Origin of the sequence: Snodgrassella gandavensis (genome assembly GCF_914768025.1) — a bacterium.
GTDB lineage: Bacteria > Pseudomonadota > Gammaproteobacteria > Burkholderiales > Neisseriaceae > Snodgrassella > Snodgrassella gandavensis.
The window spans coordinates 39,640-60,153 of the sequence record NZ_CAJZCE010000013.1 but is presented as its reverse complement, the minus strand read 5'-3'; the positions used below and the strand labels follow the sequence as shown (position 1 = coordinate 60,153).

The window sequence follows — 20,514 nt, the reverse complement described above, 5'->3', positions numbered from 1 at the left end:
GACGATTTTACCGGCATACATGCCACCCAGTTTGCCGGTATCAATGGCGATGCTGGGCTTGGTGTCGCTGTTGCTTTGGGTGGGGGTGATGTGCTGAGTTTCGGCATCAATATGGTTGCTGCCGCTGATGATGTTGAGGTTATTAGCCCAGATGCCGGCGTTGATTTGCGCGGCTTTGCTCAGAATGTGGGTGTAGTCGCTGTCTCTGCTGTCAAAGCCTTGGCCGTTGATGCTGATGTTGCCTTGGTTGATTTGGATGCCGTTGATTTGGCCGTCGCTAATCTGGGGTTTGCCGGTAGTTAAGGTGACGCCGGCAGCATTGATAAAGCCGCCACCGTTGATGTTGATGCCGGCCGGATTGGCCATGATGACTTCGGCACGCCGTCCGGCTACTTCGATGTAGCCGTTAAGTTGGCTTGGGTTGCTGCTGTTAATCTGGTTGACGATGATGCGGGCTTCGCCAGACGCTAACCACGGGTTGCCCTGTATCCAGCCTGCCTGACGGGTTTGGGTGCTTTTGCGGCTGTTGTTGAGGATGGCGCCTTTTTGGTCGATGTCCATCTGCCGGTATTGGTTGATGGAGACGCCGCGTTTGCTCGGGGTGCGGATGTTGATCTGTGGGGTGCCGTTGGCGCTTGGCAGGATGGTTGGCTGCTGGTTTTTGGGGGCGGATGGGTCGGCATGAATTTCGGCCGCTATGACATTGTTATTTACCAATACGCATAAGCCCAGTCCGAGCAGAATGGAACCGGTTAAAATGGGTAATCTGGCCAACAGGCTGATGATGATGTTGCTGCCACTGCTGGTGCGGTCGGCACTGGTTTTGCCGGCGCTGGTGGTGTTTTCGGCAACGGCTACCATTTGTCCGCGGTGTTTGTTGTAGATGACTTTGTAGCGGTTTTTGTTCATTTTTATACCTATTTTGATAATTTAAATGTTGACTGATGAGTGTGGTTTTTTGTTAACACTGCCTGTAATACAGTGATTAATCTTTAATTAAACCGGCAAAATTCAGTGCCGACAGTGCTGCAAGCTGTTGAGATACTGTTAATCTGGCGTCACTGAAATGATGGTAAAGCCGATTTTTGAATATTTTTAAAACACAACGAGTAAATGGCATAAATAACTAATTAGCCATATACTCTTAGCCCAGAGACTACTCAGCTAATAAATTCTTTGTAGCTGTTGTCATTAAGTAATATTTATAGCAAATTAAACACATTCATAAGCAGGTGGTTTCACCTAAATCAACGCTCATTAATATCTCCTCTTGAAATACTAAACAACTGAATTGATTCATTTTTGCAAGCTATGACTGTAAATTTTTTATAATTATAATTATTAATCTAGTTCTTTGCCATTATTATTTATTAACAGTTTTCTGTTTTAAATAAATAAAATATATCGGGTATGATTCAAACATCAGGAAATTATAAATAGGGTGCTGTTGAAAGATAGCAGGTAAACAGGCTCGAAACTTTAAGCAGCAGTCTATGCTGTGCCCAGTAATTTAGGTACAGGTATTAATATCATTGCGTGCTCAATAAAAGCTGTTTAGTAAATATAAAAACATCTATATTTTGGTAAGCGTATCTCACTACAAAACTATTTATAGTTAATCATTATTTAAGTATTGATACTAGATTTAATTATCAATGTATTCATATATTTACCCTTGTACAAAATATTGATTGCTGTAAGCCAGAATGCTAGACATTTCTGTTTAGGTCAGCTACAACTGAAGGTATCTGTTTAATTGTACTGTTGATATTAATATGCCCTACTTGATCGTTATCGGTTTGCTCACTGCTTCCAATCTGGTGATGACTATTGCGTGGTACTGGCACATTAAACCCAGTAACTACAGTTTTCCGCTCTGGCAGATTATTCTGATTAGCTGGGGAATTGCTCTGTTTGAATATTGTCTGGCTGTGCCGGCCAATCATCTGGGCGCGCATTGGGGTATTAAGCCGTTTCAACTGAAAATTATTCAGGAAGTAGTCACGCTGGTGGTGTTTACTCTGTTTGCTATTCTTTATCTGAAAGATGAATTTCGTTTTAATTATCTTATCAGCTTTGGCTTTATACTTGGTGCGGTGTATTTTGCTTTTAAACGTTAGTTGGACAAAGAAAAAGGACGCTGCTGCGTCCTTTTTTGATGATAGTTATCAGGCTTTCGGTAAAGTAACGCCGGTTTGTCCCATATATTTGCCAGCACGGTCTTTATAGGAAGTGGCGCATTCTTCGTCACTTTCAAAAAACAGTACTTGTGCTACACCTTCGTTGGCATAGATTTTTGCTGGCAGCGGTGTGGTGTTGGAAAATTCCAGTGTCACATAACCCTCCCATTCGGGTTCAAACGGGGTAACATTGACAATAATACCGCAACGTGCATAGGTAGATTTACCCAAGCATACCGTTAGAACATTACGCGGAATACGGAAGTATTCTACGGTACGTGCCAGAGCAAAAGAGTTTGGTGGAATAATGCAATAATCGTCTTCAACGGTGACAAAATTGCGTGTATCAAAATTTTTTGGGTCAACAATGGTGCTGTTGATGTTGGTAAAAATTTTAAATTCGCGTGCGCAGCGGATATCATAGCCGTAGCTGGAAGTGCCATAGGAAATGATTTTTTCACCGTTTACCTGTTTAATCTGATTCGGCTCAAACGGTTCAATCATGCCGTGCTCTTCGCTCATGCGGCGTATCCATTTGTCTGATTTAATACTCATGACAATACCCTTGATAAATTTAGCGCATTATACCGAAGCCTATGTCGCCGTTGCAGGCAAATTGCGGCAATTTACGCCAGCTTCTGCCATTATTCGGGTAACCAGCCACCCAGATGATGAACTAGCTCAGCCAGCAGATCACCTAATGCTTCAGCCATCAGAATCTGCGAGGCAAAGGTGATGCTTTGCATATCATCGCCCTGTCCGGCTGCTTCTTCCTGAATTACATCCAGAAACTGAATACGCTTCAGGGTAAAATCCTGCGTCAGCACGAAGCGCACTCTATCCTGCCAGCACAGTCCCAACTGGGTCACAACTTTGCCGTTTTTGACTAGATTTACTACTTCCTCAGCAGTTAAATCCTGATGGCTAATACGCACTACTGGTGCTGCATCGCCAAGGCCTTTGAGTTCACAATCACTATCCAGCTCAAAATGGCCGGCAGCCGCACCATTTAACAGCCATTCGGTCATCATGCTTCCCGGCGACTGCTGGGTGCGCGGTAATTTTGCTTCCAGCCCGCCAAGTGCATCACGCAATTTGGTAAGCAGCATTTCTGCCCGATTGGCATTGGCCTGATTAATCAATAATAATCCACGCTGGGTATCAATGATTGCTTCTGTTTTGCCGCTTTTGGTAAATGCACGTGGCAGCAAGTCATCGGTGATGGTTTCTTTCAGCTCCATCTTTTCTTTGCGACCAACATTGCGGCCTTCGGCTTCACGGATTTCATTGATTTTTTCTTCCAGAATATCGCGCACTACCGCTGCCGGTAATACTTTTTCTTCTTTTTTCAGCGCAATGCGCCAGGTATTTTGCGCCGGAAATACCATTTCCGGACTAAACGATACCGGGCTGGCAAAGCCAATACTGTCCCAGTCCAATCCCATACAGGGTTTGAATTCAGCTTCGGCCAGCTTGTCTACCAGTGTTTCCAGCTCTGGCAAATTTTCTTTATTTAGCGGATAAATACTTAATTGCTTAAACCACATGCGTTTATTCTTTCACATCCAACAGGGAAAGAAGAGATTATACGGCAGCCTGAGGATAAGTGTACTACCTATGCAGTTTGCAAAATCAATAATCATTCATCGGTATGATTTGATCACCGGTATTAAGTGTATTTGATACTTTTCAATGGTTATTGCTGTTAATACTATTTATTAGTTAATGCTTCTGGTCATGTAAATGGTTTGTACAGAAAACAACACCAGTTTTGCAAATATCCGGTTTTCAGCTTTGAAATCGACAATATATTTGGCTTAGGCATAAATACTGTCGTACTATTTGAGAATATGTTTGCAATCATTTTGTATTTTTTGGTTAATTTTTTTACTAAGCTGTTATGTTCAATTGAGATAGTTTTTTAACTTTTGGATTAAAGTGAAATGGCGTTTTTTACTTGTATTGTGATTGTTATTATTTTAATGGTGATATTCTCCAGTAAAAAAAATCATACGCAGCCAGCACCAAAATCTCGCAATCGTACGAGTAAAAACAAAGCGACAGCCACACTCCACAACGCTGGCAATAAACCAGAAAATCCAGCAAATAATATTCTGCCGCAACAATCTTCTGCCCAAGCTAATGTTAGTACGGTCATTGCTGAATTAATGGCACAGGATAATGAAAATAAACAGTCTGCTGACACAACAGTAGATGATGAACTGGCAACTTTTACGATTACCTCTGGCAGCCGCACCAAAATTTCTGGTTCTGAGAATACTGAGGAAGGCCGATGGCTGGCACCAGATACGTCAATTACTATCCACAACCGAAATTTAACCAGAGGATTTATTTTCTATGGTAACAGGCTGAAAGGATTAAATGGTTACAGTTTAGAAGATTGCCTGATTGCCCCTGATCTGCCTGCATTCAGGCCAATGGGTATTGAAAACTATACTGAATTTTATACCGATGCCTCATTGTGCTACTGGCCAAGTTATACTGGACTGTCACAACAATGTCGTGGGGTATACCTTGACTGGCTGGCATCTGACCGCTCTCACCCTAACATGCCAATAGGCTATGTATTCCTGTATTTTTATGGGCTGGAGCGGCGCATTATTGCCAATAAAGATGCCATTCATTTGATAGATGTAAGGGAATATCTTGAAATTTTTCATGAAATAGTACGTTTGCGGCAGATTTATGGCAGTAATAATTCTTTCAATAATTATTCAGGTAATTTACTGGCCTTGATGATTTATTTACGCCCAAGTGTCACTAAACATCTGAAAAATGAATTGTTTCAATTTTCCAATGAATTGTTTTTTAAATTGATACTGGCGGTAACGGTAAAAAATGAAAAGCCGATAAAGGCGAGTCTGGCACTGGACTGGTTGCGCTACTCACCTGAATATTATTTCAGATCAGCCGCGCGGCGCTGTAAAGAGGAATTTCAACAGCTTTTCTTTCTTAAGTTTAAAGAATATTTTGCTGACGGAATGTTGATTAAGCCGAATAAAACCAGATTAAAAATAGATTATCAGGCTGCCAATCGTTCCGCTGGCCGTTATCAATGGGATAATACCAATTTACCAGACCCAAGCATATTAAAAACACCCTTAAAAAATTTAATTGCTATTGCTGAACAATGCACGGATCAACTGGGCGACTATAGTCGATATTTAGCCAGAGAAGATTCTTCCCGCGACGATTTTGACGCTTTGATGCTGTTACCGGTTGAGTTGCTCAATGTAAACAATTCACCTGTTATTAGCCAGTTCAGGCAATGGGTTAACCATGTTTTGCTGGAGCAGAATGGATTGGCTTCGGTACGAGATTTCTGGAAAAATATCCGCACTGATTTACCCAAAGCAATCAATAAAAAAGAAAATGCGCTGATGCAGCGGGTAGTAAGCAGATTCGGACTGGTTATGGTTCCTGATAGTCGCATTCAGCAGATTAAAATCAATCCCGATGGTTTTGTTGTATTGTATCAGTCGCAGAATATAGCAAATTTTCTGCCGGATCAGGAGTTTCGCTCTATCGAGTTGTTGTTAAGACTGGGCGTACTTGTAGCCAATATTGATGGCTTTATTCATGATAAAGAAAAAGAGCTGCTAAGATATTTTATTGATTCTAATAAATACTTGCAGGACGCAGAAAAACAGTACTTGCATGCTTTCCTTATCTGGTGCCTTAATAACGCTTATGGCATGCAAGGTATGAAAGACAAAATAGAAAAACTGGATTCCGGCCAGAAAAAAATCATCAGTAATCTGCTTATTTATATTGCGCTGGCAGATGGTGTTGTTGAAACCAGAGAAATCAAACAGATTGAGAAATTATATACAGCTTTAGGATTGGATAAATCCACAGTTGCCAGTGATATTCATGCATTGTCTGTTTCTACTGCCGAATCTGTGCAAACGCAGCCGGTAACAATATCTGAACATACCCAAACGGCCGCAAACAAACCAGAAAACTCTATTCTTGATGCGGCTGTTCTCAAATTACATGAAAGTCAAACCAGTGATGTGCAGTCGCTATTAAGTACAATTTTTGCTGATAATGAAGAAGAGGAACAGCAACCGCCACAGCCCGAAGTACACGACAGCCAAAAGCTCGACAACACGCATCAACAGCTCTTTGATATTTTAATTACTCAGGAGCACTGGACGCGCAACGAATATCTAGAGCAATGCAAACAGCTTAATTTATTGCCAGACGGTGCCATTGAAACCATCAATGAATGGGCTTATGCATGCGTAGATGCACCACTGATAGAAGAAGATGATGATATTTATATAGATTTTGAAATACTGGCTGAGCTGCAAGGATAAGATGATGACAGAAAAAAGAATCAGAGCAAAAGAAAGAGACGCGATTATTCAATCCCTGAAATCAGGCGTTACCCCGAAAATTGGTATACAGCATATTCAGGTAGGCCGCGTTAATGAACTGAAAGCCATGATACAGGATATCAAACGCATTGAAGACGGTGGCGCCGCTTTCAGGCTGATTATTGGAGATTATGGTTCTGGTAAAACGTTTTTTATGAGCGTGGTACGGGCAATTGCTCTGGAACACAAATTTGTAACTCTGCATGCAGATTTATCCCCAGACAGGCGTGTGCATGCTACCAGTGGACAAGCTAAAAATCTCTATTCTGAATTAATGAAAAACATGTCTACGCGCAACAAACCGGATGGTAATGCTCTGACCAGCGTTGTAGAAAAATTCGTTACTCAGGTTCAAAAAGAAGCTGATAGCAGCGGCAGCAGTGTGGAGCGAATCATTCATCAGAGACTTGCCGCTATTTCGGAAATGGTTGGCGGTTATGATTTTGCCAAAGTCATTGAAGCCTACTGGCAAGCCAGTGAACAGGATGATGAGCAACTAAAAGCCTGTGCGATTAAATGGCTGAGAGCTGAATACAGTACCAAAACCGAGGCACGTAATGACTTGGGTGTCAGAACCATTATTGCTGATGCTTCTTTTTATGATGCTTTAAAAATCATGAGCCTGTTTGTGCGGCAGGCTGGTTATAGCGGATTATTGGTTAATCTGGACGAAATGGTCAACTTGTATAAACTTACCAATACACAGGCCAGAAAATCCAACTATGAGCAAATACTGCGCATATTAAATGACTGCTTGCAGGGAAATGCTGAATACATTGGCTTTTTATTGGGCGGAACGCCAGAATTTCTGCTTGATCCCCGCAAGGGTTTGTACAGTTATGAAGCGTTGCAAACACGGCTGGCAGATAATAATTTTGCTAAACAGGCCGGGGTAATCGACTACTCATCCCCTGCCTTGCATCTGGCTAATCTGACACCAGAAGAATTGTATATTTTACTCAAGAATCTGCGCCATGTTTATGCTTCCGGAGACAGCAGTAAGTATCTTGTACCGGATGATTCTTTAACTGCATTTCTGGTTCATTGCAGCCAGACAATCGGCGATGCCTATTTCAGAACCCCACGCAATACTATCAAGGCTTTTCTGGATATGCTTGCTGTGATTGAACAGAATCCGGAGATTTCATGGCAGCAACTGCTTGAATCTGTGGAGGTGGAAGAAGAAAAAGCTTCTGATATTGAAATTGAATGCGAAGATGATGATGACCTGACAGGTTTCAGACTGTAATGGAAGGCTATCATTTACTTAACCAGCAGGTAAAAAAATGGATTTACCAGCAAGGCTGGAGCAGCCTGCGCGAAATTCAGCAACTAGCCATTGCCCCCATACTGGCAGGAAAAACCGATGTTTTAATCAGCGCTTCAACAGCAGCAGGTAAAACAGAAGCGGCGTTTTTGCCTGCCTGTAGCCGGTGCATGGATATTCAGGATGGTGTAAGTATTTTATGCATCAGCCCTTTAAAAGCATTGATTAATGACCAGTACCGCCGTCTGCACAGTTTAGCAGAAATCGTATCCATGCAGCTTACCCCATGGCATGGTGATATTGCTGCAAGTCAGAAAAACACACTGAAAAAATCCCCTGCGGGCATTATCCTGATTACGCCAGAATCGCTAGAGGCGATGCTTATTAATGATGCAGGCTGGTTTCGAACTGCTTTTCAGTCATTACAATATATCATCATTGATGAATTTCATGCTTTTGTTGGCCGGGAAAGAGGCCAGCAATTATTATCACTGTTAACCCGTGTTGAACATCTTCTGGGGAGACTAAAAGACCCCATTCCCCGTATTGCTTTAAGTGCCACGCTAGGCAATTTAAACAGTGTTCCATTATCGCTACGCCCAAACCAGCGACTCAAATGCCAGATTATCCGCGAAACACATGCCCGTTCGCAAATCAATTTGCAGGTACGCGGCTATTTGGAACCCAAACGGCAGGTTCGGGCAAAGGATGATCTGGCCAAAATCATCAAAACCGCCGCCTTTAACCAGATTTGTCTGGATATATTTCGTTTTTGCCGTGGCAGTAATCATCTTGTATTTGCCAATAGCCGCGCAAAAAGCGAAGCAATCTCGGTATGTCTGAGTGATATGTGTGAACAGAAAAATCTGCCTAATGAATTTTTTCCACATCACGGCTCTCTAGACAAATCACTGCGGGAATCATTAGAAAAACGCTTACAGAAAGACACGCTCCCTACTACAGCAGTCTGTACCATGACACTGGAGCTGGGTATTGATATCGGTAAAGTTAATTCAATTTTACAGGTAGGTTGTCCACATTCGGTATCCAGCTTACGACAGCGGGTTGGGCGCAGCGGCCGGCGTGGTAATGCCGCTGTTTTACGCATGTTGATAGCCGAACGGGAAATAACAGAAAAATCCGATTTAATTGATTTGTTACATCTGGAGCTGATTCAGTCTCTGGCTATGGTGCGCCTGTTAATCGGCAGTAAATGGTTTGAGCCAGCCGATCCCGGTTTGCTGCATTTCTCTACCCTCTTGCATCAGATTCTGGCCATACTTGCCCAATGGGGCGGCATCAGAATAGAACAACTTTATCAATTGTTATGCAAAGAAGGCCCTTTCCAGAACATCACTACCAACCAGTTTAAAGCTCTGCTCAGCCATATGGGTTTACAACAATTAATTACCCAAACACACAATAATATTCTGGTTTTAGGTGAACATGGCGAAGCACTCGTTAATCATTATACTTTTTATAGTGTTTTTTATACGCCAGAAGAATACCGGGTAATATCAGAAAATAAAACACTGGGATCAATACCGATAACGGGATTGCTTACCATCGGGCAAAATATTATTTTGGCCGGACAACGCTGGCAAATAATTGATATCAATACCGAAGAGAAAATCATTCTGGTTCGGCATGCCAGAGGCGGAACACCACCTATATTTGAAAGTAATAGTCTAAATATTCATGATGTTATTCGTGAAGAAATGTATCGAATATTATGTGATGAAGATTTCAGAATACCAGTTGCCCATGAAAAAGCAGACTTTACTAATAACAACGCTAAAAAGCTGTTTAAAGAAAGCTGCCATGTGTTCAAGGCTCTTAAACTGGCAACAGAGAGATTAATCCAGTTTGGTAATACAGTTTATTTATTGCCATGGAAAGGCGATAAAATTGTTAATACCCTTTCTGTCTTGCTGTTACGGGAAAAATTATTGGTAAATGTCAATGCGGGAATTATTACCATAGCTGATACTTCCATTGAACAGGTGAAAGCAATATTGCAGCAACTGGCTCAAGCCCAATTGGCTGAAGCATGGATACTTGCCGAAATTGTGCCAGAAAGAAAACTGGAAAAATATGATTCTTATCTGCCTGAAAATCTGCAATTGATGAGTTATGCAAGTCAGGCTTTTGATATACCGGCAACCCAAGAATGGTTACAGCAATTTGCAGACACTAAGCCTGAACTCAGCCAAACATGAATATTAACAATCAAAATCACAGCTAAAATGGCCATCTAGCAGCTTATATTACAATCAAATCCTGAAATTATTTCTGCCGGCACGGTGCAAACAAATCCAGTTGTGTCTGATATTCACTGGTTTTCACATCCATTAATCCCAATACTGAATGAAAAATATTATCGTGTGAAAACGCCTGCTGCCGCGCATACTGGCGCAGACAATTCATATCCAGATTGCTTGTACGGGCAAAATCATGATTGACCCATAACAGCATAGGTATATGGGTTTGTTCCGCTGGCGCAATAGCATAGGGTGTAGCGTGCAGATACATACCATTTTCTCCCAGTGATTCACCGTGGTCAGAAAAATACCACATCGCACTGGCCAAACCAGTTTGGCTTTGCAATAGTCTAATAATTTCTGCCAGTATATGGTCAGTGTACAGCACTGTATTATCGTAGGTATTGCGTAACTGTTCAGTCGTACACTGCTGAATCTGGTTGGTATCACAGGTAGGCATAAAATGCCGGAATGCATCTGGATAACGCTGATAATAAGCCGGACCATGGCTGCCCATCGTATGCAACACCAGCACTGCATCATCAGGTAATCTGGCCATTACGGTACGCAAATTAATCAATAGGCTTTCATCCAGACAGCCATCGCCAGTGCATTTTAAATCAGGTGCCCAATCCCCTACATCCACATGACGGATACGCTCGCATACTCCCTTACAGCCACCATCATTATCACGCCAGAGCACACCTACACCTGCGCGTTGCAAAATATCCAGTAAACCTTCCTGATGTTTGGCCAGATTGGCTTTATAGTGCTGGCGTGGCATATTGGAAAACAGACACGGTAAAGAAACTGCTGTGGCAGTACCGCAGGAAGTTACCTGCGGGAAATTAATTATATTTTCTCCCATTGCCGCCAGTTCTGGCGTGGTCTGACGCTGATAGCCATTCAGCCCCCAGCTCTGCGCCCGCGTGGTTTCACCCACCACCAGCACCAGCAAACGCTTTTGCCCACGGCGCTGATGGCTGGCATCCAGCCCTATACGCTGTAAAGGCCGATGCGCATCATATGCGTTATAAGCAGTTTTCAGTGCAGCACCAATTATATTTGTTGGCACAATTAAATGATTAACAGCTTTATTATTACGGAAAAAAGAAATATAGCTGCCATAGGCCAGCAGAATAATAGTAACCACTATAGCCAGAGAAGCAGCTATAGCAACCACCCGACAGCCCAGCTCACGGTACCATGGGCGTGCATAGCAGATGCTCGCTCCCCAGCAATACCACTGTGCCGGTAACAACCCTGTTATGCCCAACCACATCCAGAATTGCGGTGTTAACCAAGCACCCGCCTCACCAAGATTAGTCTGAAGAATATTTTGCAGCATATTGGCATCAAAATAAACATTTTGCATCATCACTGCATAGCTCACCGCGGAACTCAGTAATAGCAGCAGTGGCACCATCAGCCGATGCAGATATGGCCAGAACAGCAGTTGCATACAGAAATTCATTGCTGCCAACATCAATATGGGCACAGTTAACCAAAAAATGACATTATTATTATTTAAACTCACATGCTGGAACAGATAATGCCAGAAACCCATATTCAGTATCACTAAAATATAAGCGCTCAGCAATAACACTACCCGATTACTGCTTATTACCCACTTAGACTGCATCACCAGCCCCTGTTAACTAAACAGAAACAAGTGTAAAAAAACAGCCTTAAGTGAAGCTTAAGGTAAAACGCGCCAACAGCCAGTGACGTTGTGATACGGTAGCATTATATTTCTGCAAAGTACCATTTTGTACTTATCAGGAGTCTGAAATGAGTCAATCATGGCATCATGAACAGCATTTTTCCAATCGTAATAACTGGTTACGTGCCTGCGTTCTGGGCGCAAACGATGGCCTGATTTCTACCGCCAGCCTGCTCATGGGGCTGGCTGCTGCCGAACCAAATCAGCATACACTACTTATATCTGGCATAGCCGCACTCGTTTCCGGCGCAGCCTCGATGGCGGCCGGGGAATATGTTTCTGTTTCCAGCCAGCGCGATACTGAAGCAGCGGATTTACGTAAAGAGCAGGATTCTCTTATCCGCTATCCGGAAATAGAACTGGAAGAACTCACCGATATTTATCGTCAGCGCGGATTAAACGAAACTCTGGCGCAACAGGTTGCAGAAGCCTTAACCAAGCACAATGCCCTCGAAGCCCATGCCCGTGAAGAAATCGGTATCACCGAAGTAAGTAAAGCCAATCCCCTACAGGCCGCACTGGCCTCTGCACTATCCTTTGCTTGCGGTGCTTTACTGCCAGTATTACTATCCCTATTAAGCTCAACTGTATGGCTGATGAGTACACTGGCCATCACTACCATCATTGGCCTTGGTATTCTTGGCTGCATCTCAGCCTATCTGGGTGGCGCGCCCAAACGCCCGGCAGTGACCCGGATAGTTATACTGGGTGCTCTTGCTCTGGCATTAACCAGTATGATAGGACGAATTATCGGTATTATTATCTGAAAAAAACATGCGCATACTGATTCTTGAAGACGACAGCGATATCGCAGATGGCCTTAATGCCGGCCTGAGCCAGCATGGCATGGCCTGTGATGTCTTTGCCTCTGGCCGTTTGGGAGAGCAGGCCTTAAGTGCTGCGCCATACGATGCTGTAATACTTGATTTAAGTCTGGCAGAAACAGATGGTATGGAGGTACTCAGTCATTGGCGTAATCAAGGTATTAGCACCCCCGTACTGATCCTCACTGCACGTGATGCCCTGCCCGACAGACTGGCCGGCCTTAATGCCGGCGCTGACGACTATCTGGGCAAACCCTTTGCCCTCGACGAAGTAATTGCCCGCTTGCACGCCCTTATGCGTCGCAGCCAGGGCATCAGTCGTGCCGAAATCAGTTTTGGCCAGCTTAGCATTAATCTGAATAGCTGTAGTGCCAGCCTGTACGGCCAGCCTCTGAATCTTACCCAGCGCGAATGGTTACTTTTACAACTACTTGTAACCCATCCACACCGCGTATTCAGCCGCGCCCAGATTGAAGACAAACTGTATAACTGGGAGCAGGAAGTCGAAAGCAATGCCGTAGAAGTCCACGTACACCATTTACGTAAAAAAATCGGTGCCACTATCATCCGTACCCGCCGCGGGCTTGGCTACCAGCTCGGAGAGGCGCCATGAAAGCAACCACAGCCATTAGTCGGCGTTTACTTATCTATCTTGGCCTCACCTTACCTATCCTGTGGATAGTCACCGCCTTTATCAGCGCGGCAGCCGTTATGCATGAAATAAACGAAGCCGGCGATACCCAGATGAGCCAGCTGGCACAGCGGCTGATGCATACCCCGATTAATCTTGACAGCAACTACAACCCAAATTTACCACCTATACCCAAATCACAGCGTGGACTTATCGACAGTAAAGAATCTGGTTATGCCATCTGGTATAAAGGGCAGCTGATTAATGCCGATAAAACCGGCCTGACCATTGCTTATAAAAGTAATTATCAGGGCTTTATCAATCAGGGATACTGGTGGCAAAGCCATGCATGGCGTATTTTTTACCTGCGTGATCCCCAGTTGCAATTGGAAGTTGCCGTAGCATTCAGCATGCATGAACGCCTGCAAACCGTCTTACGCGCCGTGTGGTCACAACTGGCCGTATCCATCCTTGCCCTGCCCTTACTGCTCTGGCTAATCGCATGGGGTGTACGCCGTGGTACCAAACCACTCCAGACTTTAGCGCAAACCTTATACCAGCGCGACCCGCATAGCGTTAGCCCGATATCCGGCACCGTACCAACCGAAATCCAGCCCATAATTACTGCACTGAACGACTTACTTCAGCGCATCGAACAAACTCGCGCACGCGAATTACGCTTCACCGCCGATGCCGCCCATGAACTACGCAGCCCGCTGGCTGCACTCAAAGTACAAACCGAAGTCCTTGCCCTAACCAATCTGGATGACGCTCAGCAACAACGCGTACGCAATATTGAGCACAGCATAAACCGCACCACTCATCTGGTCGACCAGCTCCTTACCCTCTCCCGTCTTGACCCCCTTACTGCACCGCCCTACACCGCCGCAGTAAACTGGACAGACATCACCAGCGAGGCCATAGAAAGCGTCAACCTGTATGCACGCGAACGCCAGTGCCGCGTCCAGCGTCAGTTTCAGACTGAACCAGCAGCCGTACTACCACTATCCGGTGACCCTACCCTGCTTACCATCCTTATCCGCAATCTGCTTGATAACGCCATCCGCTACAGTCCTGAACACAGCACCATCAACATAACACTGGCTGCCGACACTATCACCATCACCAACCCCGGCAACGGCGTTACTCCCGAAAACCTGCAACGCCTGCGTGAACGCTTTTTCCGCCCGGCCGGACAGGAAAGTAGCGGCAGCGGATTGGGATTGTCTATTGTTGATAGTGTTGCGCAGTTGCATGGATTAGAGGTGGTGCTGAGCAATATAGAAAATGAGCGCGAAGAGCGGATTGGGTTTAAGGTAATATTAAAAATTCAATAAAGTGAAATATAGCAGCCATATTCTGTACTCTATAACTTTGCCTGTTATTGGAAATTTGATTTCATCAATGAATATTTGATTTTTTGATTTACTATATTTCAAAGTAATTTGTTCTATCTCATGGACTGAATACTTGACCATATTTTCATTCAATACTGTTTTGATGATTAATTTATTTACAAATTTAGTTAATTCACCTAAATCTTTAAAACACTCGCAGTCATTTTGCAATATTTCTTCATTTTCTTATCCATCCCGTATCTATAATTTAATTTAGGTTTAATTATAGTTGCTATATAAGATAAATAAACTTAACTATTCACAAATTTCCCTTATTGAATAATCAATTATACTCTTATTGATTTAAATATTTTCAGCCAAACATAAAGTTACTCTTACCACTTTAATCTTCAATTATTGATTTACTTTCAAAGACATTTACGTCTACACCAATAATTAATGCTTTTATCATGGTAAAATTATTTAACTGTAGACATACTAAAATATTTACCAAAAATAATTTTCAAATACAAATTTTGAAAAATTTTATTAAATCAAAAAAATTAGCCAATTGAATTTACTCAGTAGACCATAATTTTGTACAGCTCTATTTTATGAGCCTTTAAAGCCTCTTCATAAGTCATATTAACCCTCTGGCTACACTTAAATTTAGCTCTTTCAAAATCAAGTCTTTCTTCTTCAATCATTTCCTTCGTTATCCAGTCATTAGAATTACTAAGTTGTATGCCTAGACTTCCTGCATATTTTGCTAATTTAATTAATGCCGTATCACAATACAAATATGGAAACATCACTTCTGAAAAGGGGAAATATTTTTTTATAAGAAAAAAATTTTCTTCAACTTTACTATACGGTTTTGTTATAAAATCATTTATGTCATAAAGCGTATATTTATTAATAGTATTATAGTCATCATGTTTATAAGCATTTAAAATTAATTTCTCATCGTAATTGATTTTTTCTAACAATTTGGTTGCGAACTGTTTTGCCTCTTGAGGTGTAATATTTGACGTAAACACCGTATCCAGTTGATGGCTAGGTATATTACTCTCTAGAAATGAGACTTTATCAAAATCTGATATATTTCTTTGATTTGTTTTACTTTTTGACCAAGTGAACGAGTTTAGTCCCAAAGACAATAATGTTAATAGTAATATCTCTTTAAACATAAATTTACCTAGGCGATTTAAAAAACATTAGAATATTGTTTGCTTGTATATTAACAATATATAAAAAAATATGTAACTGTCCCCTAAAATAATACAACCCTAAAATAGAAAATTCTCGCTATTAACCTACAGAGAATTGAAATATAAAATAGATCACACTATATTAATTCGTATCCATTTTAAAAGAAGCTGAAGCTGGTATTCTCATAAAAAATTTGCAGTAAATACGGCATGGAAAATTCCACTTTTTATAAATGGCGAGATAAATACGGTGTATAGAAATCTCGGATATCAAAAGCTTAAAGGAACTGGAGGCTGAAAATCGTAAGCTTAAGCAGATGTTTGCCGAGCTGAGTTTAAAATCTCAGCTTCAGGAGAAAATCATAAAAAAGCTCTAGTGCCTACCAAGGCACGTAAAGCTTGAGCTCTGAAATTACAAGAAAGTCATCCTGTCACTATTACAATGAGTTGCTCTATTGTTGGCCTAAGCCGCTATGCTTAGGATGATTGGGTGATTATTTCTCTACTAAGTGCTATCGCATTCCACCACGAAGACTAGAGAAGTTATTGGCACGCCTACAGGGATTCGAACCCCGGTTGCCGCCGTGAAAGGGCAGTGTCCTTGGCCACTAGACGATAGGCGCGTAAGTGTACAAAACGTGTGGATTATCGCTAATGGTGTTAGGGGTGTCAATTATTCTGAATTTCTGAAAGGAAACTTACAATTAGTGATACTTTATATTAAAGGTAAATCATTCAAAAATCGCTTTGATATTACAGTTATTATTGATTTATCGGTAATTAATTGATTAAATTTTCTGGTGTATTCAGGCATGCCCTTATAGAGTAAAGTTAATAGTGAAATAATTGATTGCTGTTCAACTAAGGAATTAAATAATAATATAGCTTATTTATTTCAATCACTAATGTAACTTTTTCTTGATACAATGCGTATGCCTATAAGCTTTCTTAGTTTGATTAGATACATTTAAAGCAGAATTGCCAGAATAAACCGAAGTTGCTGTGCAATTACGACAAACCAAGACATATAGCTGTAAGAGAATCAGCCAACTATTGGGATAAAAAACAAGTAGCCGCGTAATTAAGCCAATAGCATTTTAAAGTTCACCTTAATTCAAAAAGAAAAAAACAGCACAAAATATGCTGTTTTTTCTTACAAAATTGTTAAAATTATTTCCTAATGATCCGATCTATCAGGAATATTATGGCTGAAACAAAGAAAGCCAGTCCTAATACCTGAACCATTGCATCCCAATTGTGCAGACTCAGTACCAGAGGCGCTTCACCCTCTCCCAGGGCAATGAAAGCAACAATTATCATCGCCAGTAGTATAGAAACCTCGGACATCGAACGCTTAAAGGAACTGGAAGTGAAAACCGCAAGCTTAAGCAGATGTTTGCTGAGCTGAGTTTAAAATCTCAGCTTCAGGAGAAAATCATAAAAAAATTATAGTGCCGACAAAGGCACGTAAAGCCTGGACTCTGAAGTTACAAGAAAGTCATCCTGTTACTATTGCAATGAGTGGCTCTATTGTTGGCCTAAGCCGCTGTGCTTACTATTATCAACCAAAGTTACAGGATGATTCAGTGATTATGTCGGTACTAAGTGCTATTTATTTAGTGCTTCTTGGAGTTTTTAGTTATTATAAATGGTTAGCCATTCCAGTATAACTATTCCGGTATATAAATTTTGGAGCATTTACAATACGTTCGTTAAGTGCTATACAGTTAACAGCGCAGGATATATAGATATATTTAGTAATAAAAAGGATTTTCTATATGGACTATTACGTTAAGTCATTCTCAGAATTATCGACTAAAGAATTTTATGAAATTGCCAAATTACGTATTGCAGTATTTGTAGTAGAACAAACTTGCCCCTATCAAGAAATTGATGCTTATGACGAGCAGGCTGTGCATATATGGATGCAAGAAAGGCAAACAATCATTGGGTATACTCGGATAATTGATCAAGATACAACAGTCACATTTGGCCGGGTAATTATTCACCCAGACCATCGTGGTAAGCAATTAGGCAACCAATTACTCGAAAAAACGTTGGCTGTGATCAAGACACAAATGCCAGACAAACCGATCGTGATCAGTGCACAAGCTCACTTGGTAGATTTTTATGGTACCTATGGATTTGTCCCAGTTTCTGATGTTTACTTAGAAGATGATATTCCACACATTAGAATGCGAAAAGAAAGACAGTAACATTCTAAAAACTAAGACATATAGCTGTAAGAGAATCAGCCAACTATTGGGATAAAAAAACAAGTAGCCACGTAATTAAGCCAATATCATTTTAAAGTTAATTTTAATTCAAAAAGAAAAAACAGCACAAAATGTGCTGTTTTTTCTTACAAAAATTGTTAAAGTTATTTCCTAATAATCCGATCTATCAGGAATATTATGGCTGAAACAAAGAAAGCCAGTCCTAATACCTGACCCACTGCATCCCAATTGTGCAGACTCAGTGCCAGAGGCGCTTCACCCTCTCCCAGGGCAATGGAAGCAACAATTATCATCGCCATTACTACGCCAACGATACTTTCACCAACGATCAGGCCGGCTGCTAATAAAGTACCGCGACGGTCTGTGGCTTTTAGTTCACGCGCCTGAATTTTTGGATCTGTATGACGTTTTCTGATATGGCGCATACAAAAGTATGAAAGTACGGTGCCGATAAAGATAGGCATATTTACGGAAGCAGGCAGATAAATACCCATACCTACTGCCAGTGGCGGTATGCTCCAGCCCGGACGAAGACGTTTTACTACTATATCCAGAACAATCAGGAATATACCTAAATATACACCAGCCTTGATGTAGACCCATTCCAGATTATGCGAAAAAATGCCTTTGGCGATTGTGGTCATCAGGGTTGCCTGCGGGGCAGAGAGTGCCTGAGTGACATCCATGCCAGAGCGTGGCAAGGCTCCGGTAAAACCGTAAGCGTTGTAAAGTAATTCTAATACTGGTGAAATAACAATAGCACCAACAATACTGCCAATAATCAGTGCTACCTGCTGCCGCCACGGTGTGGCTTGTATCAGATGGCCAGTTTTTAAATCCTGTAGATTATCATTGGAAATGGTGGAAATAGCCATGACTACTGAAGCGGTAAACAGCGCCAGTGCGGTCATAAACTGATTGCCACCAGCCATGGAAAAAATACCACTGGATTGGCCGATTACCATAAATACCAGAGATATGATAACGATGGAGACAATACCGATACTGGATATCGGGCTGGAAGACGAACCAATCAGGCCGGCCATATAGCCACTGGCTGCGGCCACGAGAAAACCAATGATAAAGGCCATAATAGTGGCACATGCGACCAAAGCACAGGCCATACCGAAAGAAATCGGTGCGCTGGCAATAAAACTGTAGAAAGTAGCAATCAGAATAATCAGGGTTATCAGAATTATCAGCAACATGGTTTTGGGCGATAAATCCTGATTTACCCGTTGTTGTGACTGGGTAGTATCTGAACCGGAGCTAAAGGCCTGAAAAGATAATTTCATGCCTTCAAGCATGGGTTTGAACAGGGTTATTAATGTCCATATTGCGGCCACAGCGATGGCACCGGCACCAATATAGCGGACTTTGTTAACCCATAGATTAATGGCGAAATCTACCATCGTAGCATTTTCTGGCATAGGGGTGGTACTGGTGAAATACGGTACCGCTATTCCCCATGAGAAAAACATACCCAGCAATACGGCAATACCGCCGGTAATGCCAACCAGCCAGCCGGCACCCAATAAGGCCAGAGAGAATCCCATTGGTACCTGAAACACTGCACCGCCTACTTTAAACCAGGCACTGGCACTTTCGCTGACTACACGCAAACCACTAACCAGAAAACTGAAAATACCTGACAATATGCCGCCGGTAACAATCTGTTTAACCCCGCTTTGCGGTGTGTCGTCTTCGCTTTCCTGTGGTTGATTGTGGTCACCAGCCTTGAGAATTTCGGCTGCCGCCAGACCTTCCGGATAGGGCAAATCACTGTTGACTACGAGCACATGGCGTAATGGAACAGTGAAGATAACACCAAGAATACCACCGGCAATACAAATAAGGGTTGTCTGCCAGAATGGAAATCCCTGCCAGTAGCCAATCATTAACAGGCCGGGTAAAACAAAGATTATTGACGACAGGGTGCCGGCAGCGGATGCCTGTGTTTGCACCATGTTATTTTCAAGAATATTTGAACCCTGAAAACATTTCAGTACAGCCATGGATATCACGGCAGCAGGTATGGATGATGCGAATGTCAGGCCAACTTTCAGCCCCAGATACACGTTAGATGCAGTAAATATTACTGTGATTAACGCACCTAAGATCATGCCGCGAATGGTAAGTTCCCGGTATTGATCGACCGCCGATGAGGTGGTTGAGGGGTGTTGCATGTAATAACTCCATAAAGATGCGACCCAGAATAATAGCAATAATATTAAATTTTCTGGATATTAATTTATCCTTGCACGACCGCCATTTTGGACAAAAAGCTGCATTGTACAAACTGGTTTGTGTTTTTTCTTTAGACTTTAAGAATATAGTGTAAATAATAGTTTTTTATTTTTTTATTATGTTAATTGAATTTAAATTTATCTGTACTATTTTCTTCTTTTTCGATGGTAGTTTCTTTTCTGGCTGTTTATTG

At 42.1% G+C, this 20,514-nt stretch carries 14 protein-coding genes and 1 tRNA gene; 8 read left to right on the top strand and 7 right to left on the bottom strand.

What is annotated here, in order from left to right; translation table 11 throughout:
• A partial coding sequence (locus MJ764_RS09530) for a two-partner secretion domain-containing protein (protein ID WP_239326459.1) occupies positions 1 to 909 on the bottom strand: 909 nt, incomplete at its 3' end.
• An 866-nt stretch (positions 910 to 1,775) separates the two neighbouring features.
• Here MJ764_RS09530 and MJ764_RS09525 point away from each other — a divergent pair.
• Positions 1,776 to 2,120, top strand: a complete 345-nt coding sequence (locus MJ764_RS09525) for a DMT family protein (RefSeq protein WP_100155368.1) — start codon at positions 1,776 to 1,778, stop codon at positions 2,118 to 2,120.
• A 48-nt stretch (positions 2,121 to 2,168) separates the two neighbouring features.
• Here the strand turns inward: MJ764_RS09525 and dcd are convergent, their stop codons facing one another.
• Together dcd and MJ764_RS09515 are read right to left on the bottom strand one after the other, a co-directional pair.
• Positions 2,169 to 2,735, bottom strand: coding sequence for a dCTP deaminase (gene dcd / locus MJ764_RS09520; RefSeq protein WP_100090444.1), 567 nt, complete (start codon positions 2,733 to 2,735; stop codon positions 2,169 to 2,171).
• Positions 2,736 to 2,824: 89 nt separating this feature from the next.
• Positions 2,825 to 3,727: a recombination-associated protein RdgC gene (locus MJ764_RS09515; RefSeq protein ID WP_239326457.1), complete on the bottom strand. Its 903-nt coding sequence runs from the start codon at positions 3,725 to 3,727 to the stop codon at positions 2,825 to 2,827.
• Between the two features lie 396 nt (positions 3,728 to 4,123).
• On the opposite strand from MJ764_RS09515, the gene MJ764_RS09510 reads away from it, so the two are divergent.
• Genes MJ764_RS09510 through MJ764_RS09500 form a run of 3 tightly spaced genes read left to right on the top strand, consistent with a single transcriptional unit; the run spans position 4,124 to position 10,069 of the window.
• Positions 4,124 to 6,523, top strand: a complete 2,400-nt coding sequence (locus MJ764_RS09510; protein WP_239326455.1) for a tellurite resistance TerB family protein — start codon at positions 4,124 to 4,126, stop codon at positions 6,521 to 6,523.
• Between the two features lies 1 nt (position 6,524).
• A complete protein-coding gene (locus MJ764_RS09505) occupies positions 6,525 to 7,832 on the top strand; it encodes an ATP-binding protein (RefSeq protein WP_239326453.1) in 1,308 nt (435 codons plus the stop codon).
• Positions 7,832 to 10,069, top strand: coding sequence for a DEAD/DEAH box helicase (locus tag MJ764_RS09500; RefSeq protein ID WP_239326451.1), 2,238 nt, complete (start codon positions 7,832 to 7,834; stop codon positions 10,067 to 10,069). Before MJ764_RS09505 ends, MJ764_RS09500 begins: the two co-directional genes overlap by 1 nt.
• Positions 10,070 to 10,136: 67 nt before the next feature.
• Here MJ764_RS09500 and MJ764_RS09495 read toward each other — a convergent pair whose 3' ends face one another.
• Complete coding sequence (locus MJ764_RS09495) at positions 10,137 to 11,753, bottom strand: phosphoethanolamine transferase (protein ID WP_239326449.1); 1,617 nt, start codon at positions 11,751 to 11,753, stop codon at positions 10,137 to 10,139.
• Positions 11,754 to 11,902: 149 nt separating this feature from the next.
• On the opposite strand from MJ764_RS09495, the gene MJ764_RS09490 reads away from it, so the two are divergent.
• Genes MJ764_RS09490 through MJ764_RS09480 form a run of 3 tightly spaced genes read left to right on the top strand, consistent with a single transcriptional unit; the run spans position 11,903 to position 14,626 of the window.
• Entirely contained in the window at positions 11,903 to 12,601 is a 699-nt protein-coding gene (locus MJ764_RS09490) for a VIT1/CCC1 transporter family protein (protein WP_239326447.1), read from the top strand.
• 7 nt (positions 12,602 to 12,608) lie between these two features.
• On the top strand, positions 12,609 to 13,271 hold the full coding sequence (locus tag MJ764_RS09485; RefSeq protein WP_239326445.1) for a response regulator: 663 nt from the start codon (positions 12,609 to 12,611) through the stop codon (positions 13,269 to 13,271).
• Positions 13,268 to 14,626: an ATP-binding protein gene (locus MJ764_RS09480; protein ID WP_239326443.1), complete on the top strand. Its 1,359-nt coding sequence runs from the start codon at positions 13,268 to 13,270 to the stop codon at positions 14,624 to 14,626. Before MJ764_RS09485 ends, MJ764_RS09480 begins: the two co-directional genes overlap by 4 nt.
• A gap of 581 nt (positions 14,627 to 15,207) precedes the next feature.
• On the opposite strand, the gene MJ764_RS09475 is transcribed toward MJ764_RS09480, so the two are convergent.
• Both MJ764_RS09475 and MJ764_RS09470 read right to left on the bottom strand, forming a co-directional pair.
• Complete coding sequence (locus tag MJ764_RS09475; RefSeq protein WP_239326441.1) at positions 15,208 to 15,816, bottom strand: hypothetical protein; 609 nt, start codon at positions 15,814 to 15,816, stop codon at positions 15,208 to 15,210.
• Positions 15,817 to 16,384: 568 nt separating this feature from the next.
• A tRNA-Glu gene (locus MJ764_RS09470) sits at positions 16,385 to 16,460 on the bottom strand.
• A gap of 1,155 nt (positions 16,461 to 17,615) precedes the next feature.
• Here MJ764_RS09470 and MJ764_RS09465 point away from each other — a divergent pair.
• Positions 17,616 to 18,053, top strand: a complete 438-nt coding sequence (locus MJ764_RS09465) for a GNAT family N-acetyltransferase (protein ID WP_239326439.1) — start codon at positions 17,616 to 17,618, stop codon at positions 18,051 to 18,053.
• Positions 18,054 to 18,217: 164 nt separating this feature from the next.
• On the opposite strand, the gene MJ764_RS09460 is transcribed toward MJ764_RS09465, so the two are convergent.
• Entirely contained in the window at positions 18,218 to 20,260 is a 2,043-nt protein-coding gene (locus MJ764_RS09460) for an OPT family oligopeptide transporter (protein WP_239326437.1), read from the bottom strand.
• Positions 20,261 to 20,514 lie beyond the last annotated feature (254 nt).